Genomic DNA, 18,856 nt, shown 5'->3' on the forward strand with positions numbered 1-18,856 from the left:
TGATGGCTCTTGTGTGGCCCATTACTCTTTGCGGCATGTACGGCTACCAGAACGCGGGTGCGCAGTACGCCTCGCCACAGCAGCAGATGCCCGGGTCGATGCCGGGCGGGCAGATGCCCGGCGGGTACGGCCAGCAGCCCCCGCTCTACCCCGAGCCGTCGCCGCCGTCGCTCGCGGACGCGGTCCGCGCGTTCACCACCGGGTCGATGACCGCCGAGGACTTCCAGCAGGTCTTCGCCACCTCGAAGGTGTACTGCCCGCGCGGCGACAACCCCGGATTCCTGGCGTTGCACAACACCCAGCAGCCGGTGATCCCGATGTTCACCACGCTCAAGGAGCTGCGGCGGTACGCGGGCAAGGAGTCCAAGTACTTCGTGATCACCGGGGCCGAGGTGATCGACCTGCTGCCGACCGGCTACGGGTTCGTCCTCGACATGGAGGGCGAGCACCGGATGGTGTTCGACGCCAAGGCGGTCGAGCAGATGGTCGAGTTCGCGATGCGGCGGATGTATGGCTAGACCCGTCGGCCCCGCGGCCCGCCGGCCGCCCTTGCTCCATGGACGGCCGGCCGCCGTCGCTTCTCGGACGATCCGCATCCTCGCCCCGTGAGAGGGGCCGTCGAAGCCCGGAGGGAATGCCCTCCGGGCTTCTGGTGTTCCGGGGTGGCAGAAAGTTCAATCGTCAACTAAAGTTGGGGTACAAGGAGGTACCGACATGCCTGCAGTGACGGTGGAGAACCCGCTGACCCTTCCCCGTGTGGCGGCCCCGGCCGACGCGGTGGCCCGACCCGTGCTCGGCGTCACGACGGCGCCCGGCGGCTACGAGGGCGAGGGCTTCCCGGTCCGCCGCGCGTTCGCCGGGATCCACTACCGCCACCTCGACCCGTTCATCATGATGGACCAGATGGGCGAGGTGGAGTACGCGCCGGGCGAGCCCAAGGGCACCCCCTGGCACCCGCACCGCGGCTTCGAGACCGTCACCTACATCATCGACGGGATCTTCGACCACCAGGACAGCCAGGGCGGTGGCGGCACCATCACCAATGGCGACACCCAGTGGATGACGGCGGGCTCGGGCCTGCTGCACATCGAGGCCCCGCCGGAGTCGCTGGTGGTGTCCGGCGGCCTGTTCCACGGCATCCAGCTGTGGGTCAACCTGCCCGCCAAGGACAAGATGATGGCCCCCCGCTACCAGGACATCCGCGGCGGCCAGGTCCAGCTGCTGACCACCCCCGACGGTGGCGCGCTGCTCCGTGTCATCGCCGGTGAGCTGGAGGGACACCAGGGCCCCGGCATCACGCACACGCCGATCACCCTGATCCACGCGACCGTCGCGCCGGGCGCGGAGGTCACCCTGCCCTGGCGCGAGGACTTCAACGGCCTCGCCTATGTCCTGGCCGGCCGCGGCAGCGTCGGCACCGAGCGGCGGCCGATCCACCTCGGCCAGACCGCGGTGTTCGGCGCCGGCTCCGCGCTGACCGTCCGCGCGGACGAGAAGCAGGACTCCCACACCCCGGACCTGGAGGTCCTGCTGCTGGGCGGACAGCCGATCCGTGAGCCGATGGCCCACTACGGCCCGTTCGTGATGAACACCCGCGAGGAGCTCCAGCAGGCCTTCGAGGACTTCCAGAAGGGGCGCCTCGGCACCGTCCCCGCGGTGCACGGGATGACCGAGAGCGGTCCGCAGGACTCCTGACGGAGGCCCCGGGCTTCTGACGCCGCGTCACCCGGGCGGGCCGTCCGCACAGGACAGCCCGCCCCTCGGCGTGATCGGCTGGGGGAGTGCAGCTCCTCCCCGAATCCGTACGACGCCTCGCCGCCTGGTGCCTCGTGGTGCTGCTGGTCTCCGGGGTCGCCTGGATCGGGATCCGGTTGTGCGGGCAGCTCCGCACGGCGGTGGTGCCCGTGCTGCTCGCGCTGCTCGGGACCGCGCTGCTCGGGCCGCTGCACCGCCGTCTGGTGCGGATCGGGATGCACCGGTCGCTCGCGGCCGGCATCACCTGTGTCGCCGTGGTGGCCGTGGTCGGCGGGGCCGTGTACATCGTCGTCTCCGCCCTCGTCGACAACGGCGGCCAGATCGCCTCCTCGCTCCGGCGGGCCGCCAAGGCGGTCGCCCGGCACTTCGGCGCGGCCGGCACCTCGCTGGACGACCTCGCCTCCCACGGCAGGGACCTGCTCACCAAGTTCGGCGGGACCGCCGCGCACAACGTCATCAGCGGGGTCAGCGTCGTCGGCGAGAGCCTCGCCATGGCCCTGCTGGCCCTGGTGCTCGTCTTCTTCTTCCTGCGTGACTCCCACCGGGTCGCCGACCTGCTGCGCTCGCTCGCCCCGCACGGCGCCGCCGAGACCGTCGAGGCCATGGCGCGGCGCGCCTTCGAGGGGGTCGAGGGATTCATGCGGGGGACCACGCTCATCGCCCTGATCGACGCGTTCTGCATCACCGTGGGGCTGTTGATCCTCGGTGTCCCGGGCGCGATCGGACTGGGCGCGCTCGTCTTCGTCGGCGCCTACATCCCCTACCTCGGGGCCTTTCTCTCCGGCGCGCTGGCGATCCTGGTGGCCCTGGCGGACCGCGGGCTGGTCATCGCGCTGTGGGCGCTCGGTGTGGTCCTCGCCGTGCAGGTGCTGGAGGGGCATGTGCTCCAGCCGATGATCCAGAGCCGGACCGTGCAGCTGCATCCCGCGGCGGTGCTGCTGGCGATCACCGCGGGGGCGTCGGTCGCCGGGATCCTCGGGATGCTGCTGTCCGTACCGCTGACGGCGGCGGTGTTCGGCGTCGCCCATGAACTGCGGGCGCGGTACGGGTACGGGGAGACGGCCCCGGCGCACCCGGAACCCGGGGACGGCGCGGACGGCGCGGACGGCCGGGCGGAGCCGCCGGAGGCATGACGGACAGCCGACGGAGGCGGGGCCGTCGTACGCGTGTGCGCGTCCTACGCCGCCGCGTCCTCTCCGTCCTTCGTGTCCTCCGTGTCTTCCGTGTCTTCCGTGTCTTCCGTCTCCTCCGGGTCCCGGCTGTCCTCCCCGTCCCCCCGGGCGTCCCCCTCGGGGCCCGGCCGGGCAGGGCGTTCGTACAGTTCGAACCAGGTGCTCTTGCCCTGGCCCCGGGGGTCCACGCCCCAGGCGTCGGCGAGGAGTTCGATGAGGACCAGACCGCGTCCGGAGGAGGCGAGTTCGCCGGGGTGGCGCCGGTGCGGCAGATCGTCGCCGGCGTCGGTGACCTCCACCCGCACCCGTCGTCCGCCCCGCCCGGCCGGATCGCCGGGGTCATCGGGGTCGTCGAGGTGTACGGCGTCCTCGGCGACCTCGGCGACGAGGAGAGCGTCCGTGTCCGTGTGCACCAGGACATTGGTGAGCATCTCGGAGACCAGAAGCACCGCCGAGTCGACCTGGTCCTCGCAGGGCCAGTCGTGCAGCAGCTCGCGCAGCTGCTGACGGGCGCCCGCGATCCGCTCGGGCTCGGCCTGGGCGACCGTCAGCATCGTGCGGCGCACTTTGCCCGCCGAGGGACGGCCGGGTCCCTCGCCGCCCCGGCTCAGCAGCAGCAGGGCGATGTCGTCCTCGCGGCGGTCCCTCAGCGGCCCGGTGGCGTGGTGCGAGGAGGGCCCGTGCACGGCCTGGACCAGCGCGTCGGCCAGTTCCTCCGCATCGCCGTCGTGCTCCTCGAGGATCCGCCGGATCCGCCGCCAGCCGGTGTCCAGGTCGTGTCCGCCGGTCTCGATCAGCCCGTCCGTGCAGAGCAGCATGGTCTCGTCGGGCTCCAGCACGAGACGGGTGGTCGGATAGTCCGCGTCCGGGTCGATGCCGAGCGGCAGACCGCCGGCGGTTCCCCGCATCAGCACCGTTCCGTCGGTCATGAGGAACGCGGGGTCGGGGTGGCCGGCGCGGGCGATCTCCAGCGTTCCGGTCGCCGGATCCACCTCGACATAGAGGCAGGTCGCGAAGCGCAGCTCGGCGCCGTCCGTGCCGTGCGTCATCCCGTGCAGAAAGCGGGAGGCGCGAGAGAGGACCGCGTCCGGGCGGTGGCCCTCGCTGGCGTACGCCCGCAGGGCTATCCGCAGCTGGCCCATGAGGCCGGCGGCATGCACATCATGGCCCTGCACATCACCGATGACCAGCGCGAACCGGCCCGTCCTGGACTTTGTGCGGGAGCTTCCCCCGGGCAGCTGGATCATGTCGTACCAGTCGCCGCCCACCTGGAGTCCGCCGCCGGTCGGGACATAGCGGGCCGCCACGGTCATGCCGGGTATCCGGGGGCCCAGCGTGGGCAGCATCGAGCGCTGGAGCCCGTCGGTCAGCTCCCGCTCCGTCTCGGCGGCACCCGCCCGGGAGAGGGCCTGGGCGAGCATCCGGGCGACCGTGGTGAGCACCGAGCGCTCGTCGGGAGTGAAGGCGACCGGGTACCGGAAGCCGGCCATCCAGGCGCCCATCGTGCGCCCCGCCACGGTAAGCGGCAGAAACGCCCAGGACTGACGGCCGAAGTGCGCGGCGAGCGGCCAGGACACCGGGTAGCGGACCTTGTACTCCTCGGGCGAGGACAGATAGACGGCTCGGCCGGTGCGGACGACCTCGGCGGCCGGGTAGTCCGTGTCCAGCGACATCTGGGTGAAGGGTGCCTCGTCCCCCGGCCGGTGGCCGTGGTGGCCGATCACGGTCAGCCGGTCGCCGTCGGCGCCGAAGACCGCGAGCCCGTCCGGGGAGAAGCCGGGCATCGACAGCCCGGCCGCGACCCGCAGCACCTCCTCCGTGGACCGCGCCTCGGCCAGGGCGCGCCCGGCGTCCAGCAGGAACGCCTCGCGGGAGCGGCGCCAGTCGCCGGTGACGGGGGAGCGCGCGGCGGCGCTCCAGGAGGGATCGGTGACCTCCTGGAGGGTGCCGACCAGCTTGAAGTGACCGGTCCGCGGGTCGAGGGACGGTCTGGAGCGGCTGCGGACGATCCGCACCACACGCCCGTGCTCGTCCATGATCCGCATCCGGGACTCGGCGATGGTGCCCTCGGTCAGGGCGAGTTGGACGACCCCGACGATCTCGTTCCAGTCGATCGGGTGGAAACGGGAGCGGATCCCGGCCTCGGTCAGGGTCGTGGGTTCGGCGGGCAGCCCCACCAGCCGGGCGGCCTCGCCGTCCAGAGTGACAAGGCCCGCGGCTGCGTCGTAGCGCCACAGACCGGTCGCCAGATCGGCCAGGACGTCCCCCAGCGAGGGCAGGGGCTCACCAGTGCGCATGGCCCCACTGTATGAAGATGCGATCGCGGGGTGCCACTGAAGGCGACACCGGGCGGTCCTCCCGATGAATTCCCGACCCCCGGAAAGGCCGGCGCCGGTGATCGACAAGTCCCGTGACCATCAGGGGGAGCCGATCTTGAGGTGGCCGGTACGGGTGGCCGGTACGCTTGGTAGGTCCGGGCCCTGTCCGCCCGGAGGCGCCGGGGAGCGACCCCGGGAAGACGCCCGATCCGCGAAGACTGGATGAACGACGATGCATCGGTACAGGTCCCACACCTGCGGCGAGCTCCGCGCCTCTGACGTCGGCAGCGACGTCCGGCTGAGCGGCTGGCTGCACAATCGGCGCGACCTGGGCGGCATCCTCTTCATCGATCTGCGCGACCACTACGGCATCACGCAGCTCGTCGCCCGCCCCGGCACCCCCGCGTACGAGGCGCTGGACAAGCTCTCCAAGGAGACGGTCGTCCGTATCGACGGCAAGGTCGTCTCCCGCGGCGCGGAGAACGTGAACCCGGATCTGCCGACCGGTGAGGTCGAGGTCGAGGTCGGCGAGGTCGAGGTGCTGGGCGCGGCCGCCCCGCTCCCCTTCACCATCAACGCCGAGGACGGGGTCAACGAGGAGCGGCGCCTGGAGTACCGCTTCCTGGACCTGCGCCGTGAGCGCATGCACCGCAACATCATGCTGCGCACGGCGGTCATCTCCGCCATCCGCCACAAGATGACCGCGCTCGGCTTCAACGAGATGGCGACGCCGATCCTGTCCGCCACCTCCCCGGAGGGCGCCCGTGACTATGTGGTCCCCTCCCGGGTCCACCCGGGCCGGTTCTACGCCCTGCCGCAGGCCCCGCAGCAGTTCAAGCAGCTGCTGATGATCTCGGGCTTCGACCGCTACTTCCAGATCGCGCCCTGCTTCCGCGACGAGGATGCCCGCGCGGACCGTTCGCCGGGCGAGTTCTACCAGCTCGACGTCGAGATGAGCTTCGTCGAGCAGGAGGACGTCTTCCAGCCGATCGAGAAGCTCATGACGGAGCTCTTCGAGGAGTTCGGCGGCGGCCGCCATGTCACCTCGCCCTTCCCGCGGATCCCGTTCCGCGAGGCGATGCTGAAGTACGGCTCCGACAAGCCGGACCTGCGCGCCAAGCTGGAGCTCGTCGACATCACCGATGTCTTCACGGGCTCGGAGTTCAAGGCGTTCGCGGGCAAGCATGTGCGCGCGCTGGCGGTGCCGGACACCGCAGGACAGCCCCGGAAGTTCTTCGACCAGCTCGGCGAGTACGCGGTGGAGCAGGGCGCGAAGGGCCTGGCCTGGGTGCGGGTCGGCGAGGACGGTGCGCTGACCGGCCCGATCGCGAAGTTCCTGACGGAGGAGAACGTCGCGGAGCTGACCAAGCGGCTGTCGCTGGCCTCCGGCCACGCGGTGTTCTTCGGCGCGGGTGAGTTCGACGAGGTCTCGAAGATCATGGGCGCGGTGCGGGTGGAGGCCGCCAAGCGCGCCGGCCAGTTCGAGGACGGCGTCTTCCGCTTCTGCTGGATCGTGGACTTCCCGATGTACGAGAAGGACGAGGAGACGGGGAAGATCGACTTCTCCCACAACCCGTTCTCGATGCCGCAGGGCGGTCTGGAGGCCCTGGAGACCCAGGACCCGCTGGACATCCTGGGCTGGCAGTACGACATCGTCTGCAACGGTGTCGAGCTGTCCTCCGGCGCCATCCGCAACCACGAGCCGGACATCATGCTCAAGGCCTTCGAGATCGCGGGCTACGACCGTGACACCGTCGAGGAGAAGTTCGCCGGTATGCTCCGCGCGTTCCGCTTCGGCGCCCCGCCGCACGGCGGCATCGCGCCGGGCGTCGACCGCATCGTCATGCTCCTCGCGGACGAGCCCAACATCCGCGAGACCATCTCCTTCCCGCTCAACGGCAACGCCCAGGACCTGATGATGGGTGCCCCGACCGAGCTGGACGAGTCCCGCCTGAGGGAACTCCACCTGTCGGTGCGCAAGCCGCAGTCGAAGTAGGCGGAAGCAGGCGGAAGCAGGCGCGTGAACGAAAGCGGCTCGGAACCGGTCACCGGTTCCGAGCCGCTTTCGTTCGGCTTGCCCCGCGGCTACTCCGACTCGCCGCCGAAGCGCTCCTTGTAGGCGGCCAGGTCGTCGTCCGTCAGCTTGGCGAACAGGACCGGGGGCACGATGAAGGGGGTGCCGGCCGGGACCGCGGTCAGGGACCTGGCCTCCTCAGGCGTCACCCAGGTCGCCGTGTCGTCGGCCAGCGAGAACGCCGAGCGCATCGCGGCCGACGTCGACGGGATGAACGGCTCCGAGACCACCGCGTACAGATGGATCAGGTTCATCGCGGTGCGCAGGGTGAGGGCGGCGCCCTCCTTGTCGGTCTTGATCTCCAGCCAGGGGGCCTTCTCCTCCAGATAGGAGTTGCCCGCCGACCACAGGGCCCGCAGGGCCGCCGCCGCCTTGCGGAACTGAAGCGACTCCATGTGCTCCTGGTACTCACCGAGGAGCCGCGCGATCTCCTCGCCCAGCTTCGCCTCCGGCTCACCCGGCTCGCCGCCCGCCGGGACCTCCTCGCCGAAGCGCTTCCGGGAGAAGGACAGCACGCGGTTGACGAAGTTGCCCAGGGTGTCGGCCAGGTCCTTGTTCACCGTGGCCGTGAAGTGCTCCCAGGTGAAGGAGGAGTCGTCCGACTCGGGCGCGTTGGCGATCAGGAAGTAGCGCCAGTAGTCGGCGGGCAGGATGTCCAGGGCCTGGTCGGTGAAGACGCCGCGCTTCTGGGACGTGGAGAACTTCCCGCCGTAGTACGTCAGCCAGTTGAAGGCCTTGACGTAGTCGACCTTCTTCCACGGCTCGCGCACACCCAGCTCCGTGGCGGGGAACATCACCGTGTGGAACGGGACGTTGTCCTTGGCCATGAACTCCGTGTAGCGCACCTTGTCGTCCACGTCGTACCACCAGCTCTTCCAGTCCCGGTTCTCCGGGTCCTGGTCGGACCACTCCTTGGTGGCGCCGATGTACTCGATCGGGGCGTCGAACCAGACGTAGAAGACCTTGCCCTCGGCCGCCAGCTCCGGCCAGGTGTCGGCGGGGACCGGGACGCCCCAGTCCAGATCGCGGGTGATCGCCCGGTCGTGCAGGCCCTCGGTCAGCCACTTGCGGGCGATCGAGGAGGCCAGGTGCGGCCAGTGCGGCTCATGGCGGGCCACCCACTCCTCGACCTCGTGCTGGAGCTTCGACTGGAGGAGGAAGAGGTGCTTGGTCTCGCGGACCTCCAGCTCCGTGGAGCCGGAGATCGCCGAGCGGGGGTCGATCAGATCCGTGGGGTCCAGGACCCGGGTGCAGTTCTCGCACTGGTCGCCGCGGGCCTTGTCGTAACCGCAGTGCGGGCAGGTGCCCTCCACATAGCGGTCGGGCAGGAAGCGGCCGTCCGCGGGGGAGTAGACCTGGCGGATCGCCCGCTCCTCGATGAAGCCGTTCTCCTTGAGCCGGCGGGCGAAGTGCTGGGTGATCTCGACGTTCTCGGCGGACGAGCTGCGGCCGAAGTAGTCGAAGGCGAGGGCGAAGCCGTCGTAGACCGCCTTCTGGGCGTCATGGGCCTTCGCACAGAACTCGTCCACCGGGAGGCCCTGCTCCTTGGCGGCGAGCTCCGCCGGGGTGCCGTGCTCGTCGGTCGCGCAGATGTAGAGCACGTCGTGGCCGCGCTGGCGGAGGTACCGGGAGTACACGTCCGCCGGGAGCATGGACCCCACCATGTTGCCCAGGTGCTTGATCCCGTTGATGTACGGAAGGGCGCTGGTGATGAGGTGTCGAGCCATCGCGGCTGCTCCCAGGTCGCTACGTGGAGTGACGATCGTTCCCTCTGCGGGGCGTCTGCATCGTCTACGAACCTTGAAATCGTAGCCGACACGACCGGGCCGCCCGCTTCCCATTTCGAGGCGTGGGAAGGGGCGGCCCGGGGGAGCTGCGGTGGATCGGCGGGGGTGGCTACGGGCGCCAGGACGCCAGCAGGCCCTCGTAGACCTCGGCGTCGGTCAGCTCGCGCGGGGTCTCACCGGCGAGGAAGGCCGCGGTGTTGTCGGTCTTGAGCTTGCGGAGGTAGTCGAAGGCCTTGTTCTCCGGGTCCCCGAAGGCGACGAAGGAGAAGAAGACGTCCGGGTGGCTCTCCGCGGCGCCCGTGAGGGACTGGGTGGCCGGGGTCTTCGCGTCCGGCGCGCCGTCCGTCTGGAAGATCACCAGGGCGGGGTCCGACGACTCTCCGTGGTGGGCGAGCACCGATTCGACGGCCGCGTGGTAGCTGGTGCGGCCCATCCGGCCGAGGCCCGCGTGCAGGTCGTCGACCTTGTTCTGGTGTTCGGCGAGGGTCAGCTCCCCGGTGCCGTCCAGCTCGGTGGAGAAGAAGACGACGCGGACGGTCGCCTCCGGGTCGAGGTGGGCGGCGAGCGCGAGGGCCTGCTCGCCCAGGGCCTGGGTGGAGCCGTCCTTGTAGTACGGACGCATGGAGGCGGAGCGGTCCAGGACGAGATAGACCCTGGCCCGGGTGCCGGTGAGCTCGTACTTCTCCAGGGCGGCCGCCGCGGCCCGGTAGGCGGTGGCGAGACCGGGGGCGTGGGACTCGATCCGGGCGAGGGGGAGCGCGGGCTCTGTCGCCTGGGCGGCGGCTTCGGCGGATTTCGGGGCTTCGGCTGCTTCGGTGGCTTCGGAGGACTGGACGGGTTCGGCCGTCTTGGCCTCGCTGTCGCTGTCGTCGGCCGTCGCCGAGTCGTCGACGACCGGGGTGGCCTCGGGCTCGGGGGTTGCTTCGACCGTCGGCTCGGACTCGGGGGTGACGTCCGCGGCCGGCTCGGGGGCGGCGGTCTCGGCGTCGGGTTCCGGGGCCGTTGCCGTTTCGGCCTCGGGCTCCGGGGCCGACGTCGTTTCGGTTTCGGGCTTGGGCGCGGTCTCAGGCTCGTCGGCCGCCTCGGACACCGGCTCCGGCTCCGGGTCCTGTTCCGTTGCGGTCTCGGGCGCCGGCTCCGGCGTCTCGGCGGCGGGCTCGGGGGCCGTCTCGGCGATCGGCTCCGACTGGGGCGCCTGCTCGGGCGTCGCCTCCGCAGCGGCCTCGGGCTCGGAAACGGGTTCCGCCTCCGCCGCGGGCTCGGGCTTCTGCTCCGGCTGGGGAGCGCTGTCCGTGGCCGGCTCGGGCTCGGTGGCAGGGGCCGCCTCGGCAGCGGGCTCCGCGACAGGTGCGGTTTCGGGCTCAGGCGCTGCGTCCGCGGCGGGCTGCTGTGCCGGTTCGGCGGTGACATCCCCGGCCGGCTCGGGGGCTGCTTCGGCCACCGGTTCCGCATCAGGCTCGGAGGTGACGTCCGCGGCCGGCTCGGCCGCGGCGGCGGGCTCCGGCTCGGGAGCGACCTCGGCCACGGGCTCCGGCGCCTGTGCGGCCTCGGGCTCCGCCGTCTCCGTCACCGCGGCCGACGCCTCGGTCCCGGGCTTCGCCGCAACCGGCGTCCCGGGCTCCCCCTCGGTGGTCGCCTCGGTCGTGACCGGCGTCCCGGACTCCGGAGCCTCCGCCGCGTTCTGGTTCGGCGCGGCCTGCCTCGGCACGGTGACCTGGTCGAACGCCGCCGACACCAGGTCGTGTTCCTCCGCCTGGTCCGACGACTGCTGCGCCGGGATCTCGGGCCCGGTCGTCGTCGGCTCGGAGGACTCCGCGGCGGATGCTTCCGGCTCCGTCGCCGTCGCCTGCGCGGACGTCGACGTCTCCCGCGAAGGCTCCTCCTCGGCGGAGCGACCCTTGCGTGAGCGGCCGAACGCGTTCCGCAGGAGAGTGAGAATGCCCATGTGCGCAACCCTTCGCATGAGTTGATGCCCGTCAATCCCTGGCCAGGACGGACACGTAAGGTTAGCGGTCATAGACGACGATCTTGGGTAGGGTCCAAACATCGGAAGCACCCGATGTCAATACCGCGATTCGGCCGTCATCGAGTGTGCTGCCGCGCCGGTCGCCCCCGCGGTGTCGATCCCCGCCGCCCGCCGCCCCAACCGCCTTACGGATCCCCACGGTTCACCGACCGAGTGCCCCGCGTGCGCTCAGGCCGGGCGGCGCTCGTGGAGCGTGATGTCGACGAGAAGGGCCCGATGGTCGGTCCCGGAGATGTCCAGAAAGTGTCCCGAGTTCACGGAGAAGTCCCGGGAGAGCAGCACATGGTCGATCTGGGCGCCGAACTGCGGGGCGGTCCTGGCGGGCCAGGAGGGGGTACGGGATTTGCCGGCGAGGCGGGCGCCGTCCCGTAGACCGGTGTCGAGAATGCGACGGAAGGCGGCGTGGTCCTGGGTGGCGTTGAAGTCTCCGGCGAGCACCGTGGGGGCGCCCTCGCCGGCCGCCGCGTAGGCCCGCAGCTCCCCCAGTTCATGACGCCACGGCGCAAGTCGGCCGAGCACCGGGGCCATCGGGTGGGCGAGCTGGAGGCGTACGGCATGGCCGCGGACATCGGCGACGGCGCCGGGCATGCCCATCCGGCCGGGCACCCCGGGCGCCGCCTTCAGCGGGAACCGGCTCAGGATGAGCGACCCGTCGGACCCGGACCCCTCCACGGCCTGCCGATAGGGGTAGGCGCCGGTGGCGCCGCCGAAGGCCTGCTCCAGCAGCGCGGAGCAGTGATGCTCGCACTCCTGCACGAACACGATGTCGGGGCGTTCGCGGCGGATGGCGGGCACCAGGGACGCGGTGCCGCGGCCGTACTCCACATTGGAGGTCAGCACCCGGAACTCGGCGAGCGCGGTGCCGGTGGGGTCGTCGGACTTCCCGTACGGCTCGATGAACCAGACGAGCGCGGCGAGCACCAGGACGCCCCAGACCGTGCCGGTACGCCAGCGGGAGAGCAGGGCGAGCAGCAGGGCGAAGGCGGTGGGGGCGAGCAGCCAGGGCAGGAAGGCGAGCAGTTGCGGGACGGGGGTGGCCGCGTCGGTGTCGGCGGCGCGGCAGCCCACGACGACGCTCACCCCGGCGAGCAGCAGCCCGGCGCACCAGGCTCCCAGGATCCGCCCCCCGGAACTTCGCCGGGTCGGGGCCGGCCCGGTCCGTTCCGCGGTCGTCGTCGCCATGTACCGCCGCCCTCCCCCTCGGTGGACCCGGTGTCCGAATCCTCCCTCGAAGACGGGAGTGGCGGGGAAATGGTTGCCAGTGGGAGCAGGAGCGGAGGCGGGACCGGGCGGACGAGGGCGGAGAGCCCCCGCCCCACGAGTACGGGTGATCGTGTCAGGCCTGGACGCTCGGCGCCTCGTCCGCCGGGACCTGCGCGGGCGCCCCGGATGCGCGCCGACGCCGTAGGAACATCCCGGTGAGCCAGGCCATCAGGGCGACCGTGAGCCCGAGCGCCATCAGCACCCAGCAGGCCGTCCGCAGCGTCCGGGTGAGCGCGTCGTAGACCGCGCCGGCCGCCGCTTCCGAGACGTCCGCCGGGAGGTCCCTCAGCGTCATCCGGCGGCCGACCGCGATCGCGACGCAGAGCACCGCCGCGCCCAGCGCGGTGCCGAGCCCGGTCGCCAGCACCGCACGGCGCCGGCACACGGCCACCAGGATGCCGGTCACAGCGAAGCCGACCGCCGCGACGGGCAGCCAGAAGCCGGTCACTTCGAGCACATGGAACCCCTTCCGGAGGTTGGTCAGGTCCTCCGACTGCAGCAGCGTGATCTCCGTGTGCGCGACCGGGATACGGCCCGCGAACGGCACATGATCGTCGGCGAGTTGACGCTTCAGCCGCTCGGTGGCGGGGGCCAGGTCGATGGTGACGGGGCGGTCGCCGTCCCCGCGCAGGGCACGCATCACGGCTTCATGGGCGGTGAGGTTCGCCGTGTCCCAGGCGGTGCGGAAGGCGTCGGTGGCGGTGAACGAACGGACCGCGTCATGGACGAAGGCATGCACCGAGCCCTTCAGCGGCTGCCCCACATGCACCTCGCGCATGATGCCGTCGGTGACCGCGGCGGCGATGGCCTCCCGGACCTCGGCGTCCGCGGCGAGCGGGGCGGTGGTGGCGGTGTAGCGGGCGCGGTCCTCGATGCCGTACTTCGCCCATGAGGCGAGCACACCGAGCGGCGCGAGCAGACACGCGATGCCGATCAGCAGCACGGAGAGCACGGTGCGGACGGTGCGGACGCGTCGGGACACGTCCTCAGCGAAACGTGCCCCCGGACGATCGGCGAGTCATCGGCCTGCACATGGGTGGATATGACGATCCGACGGGTGACAGATCGTAGGAATGGGTGCCGGAGTGGGGCGTGCGGACGGGCCGTCCCCGGCCCCGAGGCGTGGCCCCGACCGCGGCGGCGGGTCCCGGTGGCCGTGCTCTCCGGTGGAGGGTTCACCGGAACGGGTGTTATCTGGTGGTGGGGAGAGCAGATTCCGGCTACTCGACCGGCTCCCGGGAGCGGATCCCGGGTGACGGGGTGAGTGAGGGAGACGCATGAGACCCCGGTGCCGGCGGGAGCCGACGACCGGGGTCTTGTGCGCCGGAGGGCCGGAGGGCCGGAGGGCGGTCCGGCGCCGGGTCAGCCGGGCGACCGGAGGTCCCCCCGTTGTTCGTGGCCGTAGTAGCGGTAGTAGTCGAACACGAAGGCGGCCACCGCGAGCGCGATCGAGATGCCGGCGGCGCGCAGCACGCTGTGGCCGGTCTGGCTGTAGAGGAAGCCGAACGCGATGCCCGTGAACACCGCCCACAGCAGCGCCCGTCGCACCCGTGGCAGGCGCGGGGCGATCGTCAGCAGGGCGATGCACAGCACCGCGAACACGATCGCGCACACAAAACCGAACAGCAGGTTCCCGCCGGTGATGGCGCCGCCGGCACGTCTGATCCCCGCGGCCCAGAGGCCGTAGAGGAGCCCGAGGGCGATGGGCAGCACGATCCGTGCGATCGAGTGCACACGCCGGTCGAAGACCTCGGGCGGGCGCGGGATCTCGACGGTCGTACGCGGCCGTCCGACGGGTTCGCGCGATGTCCCTGGCACAGGTGCCGCATGGCTCATGGGAACACTCCTCTCTCCCGGCCCCCGCACTCCAGCGCACACCTGACCGGGGCCTCGGGCAAGTCGGGATGCGGGGCCCGCGGGGCCGTGTTTCGCTGGGGCTCATGAGGATCGTGCTGTTCGGGGCGACGGGAATGGTGGGCAGTCGGATCGCCGCGGAGGCCAGACAGCGCGGGCACCGGGTCACGGCCGTGAGCCGCTCCGGCCGTTCCCCCGTGCCCGGGGTGACCGCCGCCGCGGCGGACGCCTCGGACCCGGCCGCGACCGCCGCGCTGGCGACGGGGGCGCACGCGGTGGTGAGCGCCTGCGCGCCGCCCCGGGACGGCTCGGACCCGGAACAGCCCTTTCTCGCCCTCAACCGCGCCCTCGCCCAGGGCGTGCGGGAGAGCGGGGTGCGACGGCTCCTGGTGGTCGGCGGCGCGGGGAGCCTGGAGGCGGCCCCCGGGCGGCAACTGTGCGACCAGCCCGGTTTCCCGGAGAAGTACCGGGCCGAGGCGCTCGCCCACCGCACGGTCCTGGAGTTCTACCGCACGGTCGACGACCTGGACTGGACCTATGTCTCCCCCGCCGCCGAGATCGGCCCCGGCGAGCGCACCGGCCGCTTCCGGGTGGACGACGACCGGCTGCTCACCGACGCGCACGGCGACAGCCGGATCAGCGCCGAGGACTTCGCGGTCGCATGCGTCGACGAACTGGAGCAGGACACGCACCCGCGTGCCCGGATGTCGGTCGCGTACTGACGGCGGAACCGGTGCCCACCGAGCGATCACCCGACGAACGGCCGGAAGGGGGCCGGGGGAAGGAGGCCGGGATCGTGCGCCGGTGGCGAGGTCTCCTGCGACACGGCCGTCCGGACCGCGGGCCACTGCGCCGACGCCCGCTGCGGCACGGTCTTGCGCACCGCGGTCCCGGGCCCGCCGCCCTCGGGGCCTCGTTCTCCGACCCCTCCGACCCCTCCGACCCCTTCACCTCCGACGAGGCGCCGGGCGGCACCTCCGCCCCCGGGCCGCTGCCCGCCGTCTCCGTGCCCGACGAGTCCGTGCTGGGCGGTCCGGACGAGACCGGCCGGGCCGTTCCGCGCGGCTCCGTACGGGGCGGGCCCGCAGGACCCGGGCACGACCGGCACCCCCTGACCGCGGGCGCCGACACCCTGCCGGAGCGGCACCGGCTCCTGACCCTGCGCGGGCACAGCGTCGCCTGGGTGCCGCCGCTCGTTCTGCTGCTCGCCATCGCGGTGCTCGACTGGAACACCACCAGCGAGTTCCGGACCCTCTCCTGGGTCGTGCTCGTGCCCGGAATCGCCGCCGCGATCTGCGGGCTGCGCGCCACGCTCGTCATCGCGGTCCTGGCCGTCCTCACCTTCGAACTGGAGGACCGTGCCTGGCCGTACCAGTTCCGGACCGGGGTGCCGGACTTCATCCTGGTCGTGGTGGGCAGCGCGCTCGCCGTGACGGCCTGCGCGGTCCGGGTGCGCGGCGAGCGGCGCATGCTGCACATGCAGAACGTCGTCGACACCACCCGGCGTGCGGTACTGCGTCCGCTGCCGGCCGGCTGGGGCGGTCTCGACCATGCGGCGGTCTATCTCGCCGCGGACAGCGTCGCCCGGGTGGGCGGCGACTTCTACGACATCCAGCCCGGCCCGCAGGGGGCCCGGGTGCTGATCGGCGATGTCCAGGGCAAGGGTCTGGGCGCCGTCGCCGCCGCCTCGGCGCTGCTCGGCACCTTCCGTGAGGCGGCCTATCACGAACCCCTGCTCACCACGGTCGCCGAGCGGCTGGAGAGCCGGATGCGGCGCCATGTGCGCTACGCCGCCGAGATCGGCCGCTCCGACCAGGAACGCTTCGCCACCGCCGTGCTGGTCGGCTTCTCGCCGCACGGCTCCCCCTGGGTGGAGGTGATCAACTTCGGGCACGAGCCGCCCCTGGTGGTCGCCCCCGACGGCGTACGGTCCCTGCCGCTGGGCGGCGGACTCCCGCTGGGCCTGGGCAGCCTGGGCGACGGGCTGCCGCCGCCGCTGCGCATGCCGCTCGCGGACGACGAGACGCTGCTGCTGGTCACGGACGGGGTGTCCGAGACACGGGACGGCAAGGGGGAGTTCTTTCCGCTGCGGGAGCGGGTGGCGCGGGCGCTGGCCGAGGACCCGCGGGTCGTCGAGCCCGGACGGCTGGTGCGCTGCGTCCGGGACGGCACGCTGCGCCACTGCGGGGGCCATCTCGCGGACGACACGACGATCTTCGCGGTACGGCGCCGCCCGGTACGGGCACGCTGAGCCGCCTTCCCCGGCCGCGAACAGGCCGTTCCGTGTGAACGCCGTGCGAGGAGACCGTGAGAGGGCGTTTGCGCTTCTTCCGCCTCCTTTGCAGGCGCAGCCGTTACCGTGCTGACGTACCTGATCGAGCGGGGGAGGGAACGATGCCGGGAACCGTGTTGCTGCTCGCGGCCTCACCGGCGGGCAAGGGACGTCTGGTGGACGCGGCGTCCGTGCTCCCGGTGCTCGCGGCGGTCGCCCCGTCGGTGCTGTCCGGCACGGACACGGCGAACGTGGTCGAGCTGGCCGACCCGATCGAGCCACAGGCGGTGCTGACCCGGTTGCGGGCCGCCGCGGCCGTCCCCGACCCGCTGACGGTGTTCCTCGTCGGGCAGCTCCAGCTCGACCGCCGTCAACGGCAGCCGCATCTGGCGCTGGCCCGCACCACCCCGGCCACGGTCCGTTACACCGCTTTCCCCTGGCAGTGGATCCGCGAGGAACTGCGGCTGCGTCCGCCCGGTACGACGACGGTGTTCGCGGATCTGCACGCGGACGCGGAGTCCTGGCGGCGCCTGGCCATGGAGCCCCTCGACTGCGGCCCCACCGTGCTTCTCCTGGGCCGTGTCGCCCCGCCGCCGTCGCGCCGCGCGCCGGCCCTTCCGGCGTACATGAAGGCCCTGGCGACGATCCTGCGCAGCGGCCGGCGCCCCGAGCCGACGGTCCTGCACCACGACGCGCTGACCCGGGCGTACGCGGAGACCTCCGGCAACCGGGGCGACATCGTCCTGACGCCCGGCGGACCGGTGCCGTCGTGGTACGCACCGGCCCCGTACTCCGGCCCCGCACCGTCGGGGTTCCACGGCCACGGCCACGGCCCGGGGGGCCCGCTCCCGGCTGCCGCGCCCTCGGCCGTCACTCCGGCACCGCCGCATCACGGTGCCGGGCCTCTCTCCGCCGCGGCACCGGATCCGGATGCCGCAGCTGTCGCTCCGGCGGCACCGGCCTCGTACGGCCGCCGCCCGGGCCGGCCGGCCCGGCACCCGTCGGGTCCGCCTGCCACACCCCTGACCGCCGCTCCGGAGCGGTCGGCCCCGGGCGGTGCGCCTTCGGGCGAGGCTCCGGAGCCGTCGGACCTGCGGGGGCGTGGTTCGGGCGGCTCGGCCGCGGGGGCGTCGAACGTGCGTGCAGTGCCGTCACCCGTCGCTCCGGAGCCTTCGGCCTCCGGCGGTGCGCCCTCGGCGGTGGCTCCGGAGCCGTCGGACCCGAACGGCCGCCGTTCGGCACGTCCGTCCCCGGCGGTGCCGGACCTGCGTACTGCACCCCCGGCGGACGCCCCGCCAGCGCGGGCCGCACACGGCCTCCCTCCGGGAGGTCCGACCCCGGGATCGTCGGCCCCGGACCCCACACCCCTGGCCGCCGTCCCGGCGCGACCGGACCCCCGTACGGTCCCTCTGACCGTCGTCCCGCCCCCGTCGGACGCGGACCTGGGAGCGTCGGCCCGGTATGCCGCGCCGCCGGCGATCCGCCCACGGTCGTCTGCCCAGGACACCGCACCGTCGGCTGTCGCTTCGACGCCATCGCCCCCGGACACCGTGTCGTCGGCCGTCCCCGGAGCGTCGGCCTCGGATGCCGCACCGTCGGCTGTCGCTTCGACGCCACCGTCTCCGTACACCGTGCCAGCCGTCGTCCCGGTCCCGTCGGACCGGGGAGCACCGGTCCCGTACGCCGCCCATCCCGCGGTCGTCCCGGCCCCGTCGGACCGGGATCCGGAGGCGTCGGACCTGTATGCCGCCTTCCCGGCGGTCGTCCCGGCCCCGTCGGACCCGGACCCGGGAGCACCGGCCCCGTACGCCGCCCTCCCCGTCGTCGTCCCGGCCCCGTCGGGCCCGGAGCCGGAAGTGTCGGATGCCCATACCGCGCTCACGCTCGCCGTGCAGGGCGGTCGGCATGCGGAGGCGGAGGCGTTGGTGGTGCGGTGGGAGCAGGGTGCGGTGCGGGAGCACGGGGCCGGGTCCGCGGAGGCGCTGCACTGGGGGGAGGTCCGTGCCGACATCTCGATGCTCGCGGGCGACGCCGGCCGCAGCTGTGAGGCCTGGATGGCGGTCGCCGCCGCCCGTCTGTCGGCCGGTCAGAGCCCGGACGACCCGGCGGTGGAGGCGGCTGTGGACCGGGCCCACCACCAGTGGGGCCGCATCGGCGACCCGGCCCGGGCCCGCGAACTGGGCCGCACCCTGGCGGGCCTTCGGGAACGGGTGCCGGGACGGCGCGAGGGCGCCCTGCACCATGTCCAGGAACGCCTTCGCCGTCTGCAGGGGCGGCTCCAGACCCAGCCATGACGGCGCGCGGTCACCCGCCGTGCCGCCTCCGGGTTCCGCGG

General features: G+C 72.5%; 13 protein-coding genes. 7 read left to right on the forward strand and 6 right to left on the reverse strand.

Features of this window, described 5'->3' with window-relative positions; genetic code table 11:
* Positions 1-35: 35 nt before the first annotated feature.
* From CP978_RS17830 to CP978_RS17840, 3 genes are all read left to right on the forward strand, one after another.
* A complete protein-coding gene (locus CP978_RS17830; RefSeq protein WP_043442182.1) occupies positions 36-518 on the forward strand; it encodes an SseB family protein in 483 nt (160 codons plus the stop codon).
* A 196-nt stretch (positions 519-714) separates the two neighbouring features.
* Positions 715-1,695: a pirin family protein gene (locus CP978_RS17835; protein ID WP_043442186.1), complete on the forward strand. Its 981-nt coding sequence runs from the start codon at positions 715-717 to the stop codon at positions 1,693-1,695.
* 86 nt (positions 1,696-1,781) lie between these two features.
* Positions 1,782-2,888: an AI-2E family transporter gene (locus tag CP978_RS17840; RefSeq protein ID WP_079162194.1), complete on the forward strand. Its 1,107-nt coding sequence runs from the start codon at positions 1,782-1,784 to the stop codon at positions 2,886-2,888.
* 44 nt (positions 2,889-2,932) lie between these two features.
* Here CP978_RS17840 and CP978_RS17845 read toward each other — a convergent pair whose 3' ends face one another.
* On the reverse strand, positions 2,933-5,224 hold the full coding sequence (locus tag CP978_RS17845) for an ATP-binding SpoIIE family protein phosphatase (RefSeq protein ID WP_079162195.1): 2,292 nt from the start codon (positions 5,222-5,224) through the stop codon (positions 2,933-2,935).
* A gap of 253 nt (positions 5,225-5,477) precedes the next feature.
* On the opposite strand from CP978_RS17845, the gene aspS reads away from it, so the two are divergent.
* Complete coding sequence (aspS, locus tag CP978_RS17850) at positions 5,478-7,241, forward strand: aspartate--tRNA ligase (RefSeq protein ID WP_043442189.1); 1,764 nt, start codon at positions 5,478-5,480, stop codon at positions 7,239-7,241.
* Between the two features lie 89 nt (positions 7,242-7,330).
* On the opposite strand, the gene metG is transcribed toward aspS, so the two are convergent.
* From metG to CP978_RS17875, 5 genes are all read right to left on the reverse strand, one after another.
* Positions 7,331-9,046 carry a methionine--tRNA ligase gene (gene metG / locus CP978_RS17855; protein ID WP_043442192.1) on the reverse strand — a complete coding sequence of 572 codons (1,716 nt, stop codon included), beginning with the start codon at positions 9,044-9,046 and terminating at the stop codon, positions 7,331-7,333.
* 169 nt (positions 9,047-9,215) lie between these two features.
* Entirely contained in the window at positions 9,216-11,051 is a 1,836-nt protein-coding gene (locus tag CP978_RS17860; protein ID WP_043442193.1) for a VWA domain-containing protein, read from the reverse strand.
* Between the two features lie 249 nt (positions 11,052-11,300).
* Entirely contained in the window at positions 11,301-12,314 is a 1,014-nt protein-coding gene (locus CP978_RS17865) for an endonuclease/exonuclease/phosphatase family protein (protein WP_043442195.1), read from the reverse strand.
* Positions 12,315-12,468: 154 nt separating this feature from the next.
* Positions 12,469-13,377, reverse strand: a complete 909-nt coding sequence (locus CP978_RS17870) for a membrane protein (RefSeq protein WP_043442197.1) — start codon at positions 13,375-13,377, stop codon at positions 12,469-12,471.
* A gap of 380 nt (positions 13,378-13,757) precedes the next feature.
* Positions 13,758-14,231: a hypothetical protein gene (locus CP978_RS17875; protein WP_043442199.1), complete on the reverse strand. Its 474-nt coding sequence runs from the start codon at positions 14,229-14,231 to the stop codon at positions 13,758-13,760.
* 104 nt (positions 14,232-14,335) lie between these two features.
* Between CP978_RS17875 and CP978_RS17880 the strand changes: the two genes are divergently transcribed.
* The 3 genes from CP978_RS17880 (at position 14,336) to CP978_RS36410 (ending at position 18,815) form a co-directional block, all read left to right on the forward strand.
* Entirely contained in the window at positions 14,336-14,971 is a 636-nt protein-coding gene (locus CP978_RS17880; RefSeq protein WP_043442201.1) for an NAD(P)-dependent oxidoreductase, read from the forward strand.
* A gap of 389 nt (positions 14,972-15,360) precedes the next feature.
* Positions 15,361-16,500 carry a PP2C family protein-serine/threonine phosphatase gene (locus CP978_RS17885; RefSeq protein ID WP_043448844.1) on the forward strand — a complete coding sequence of 380 codons (1,140 nt, stop codon included), beginning with the start codon at positions 15,361-15,363 and terminating at the stop codon, positions 16,498-16,500.
* 143 nt (positions 16,501-16,643) lie between these two features.
* Positions 16,644-18,815 (forward strand): hypothetical protein, encoded by a 2,172-nt coding sequence (locus tag CP978_RS36410; RefSeq protein ID WP_063839062.1) that lies wholly within the window; start codon positions 16,644-16,646, stop codon positions 18,813-18,815.
* The last annotated feature ends 41 nt before the right edge of the window (positions 18,816-18,856 follow it).

The sequence above is a fragment of the Streptomyces nodosus genome, from assembly GCF_008704995.1.
GTDB classification, from domain to species: Bacteria; Actinomycetota; Actinomycetes; order Streptomycetales; family Streptomycetaceae; genus Streptomyces; species Streptomyces nodosus.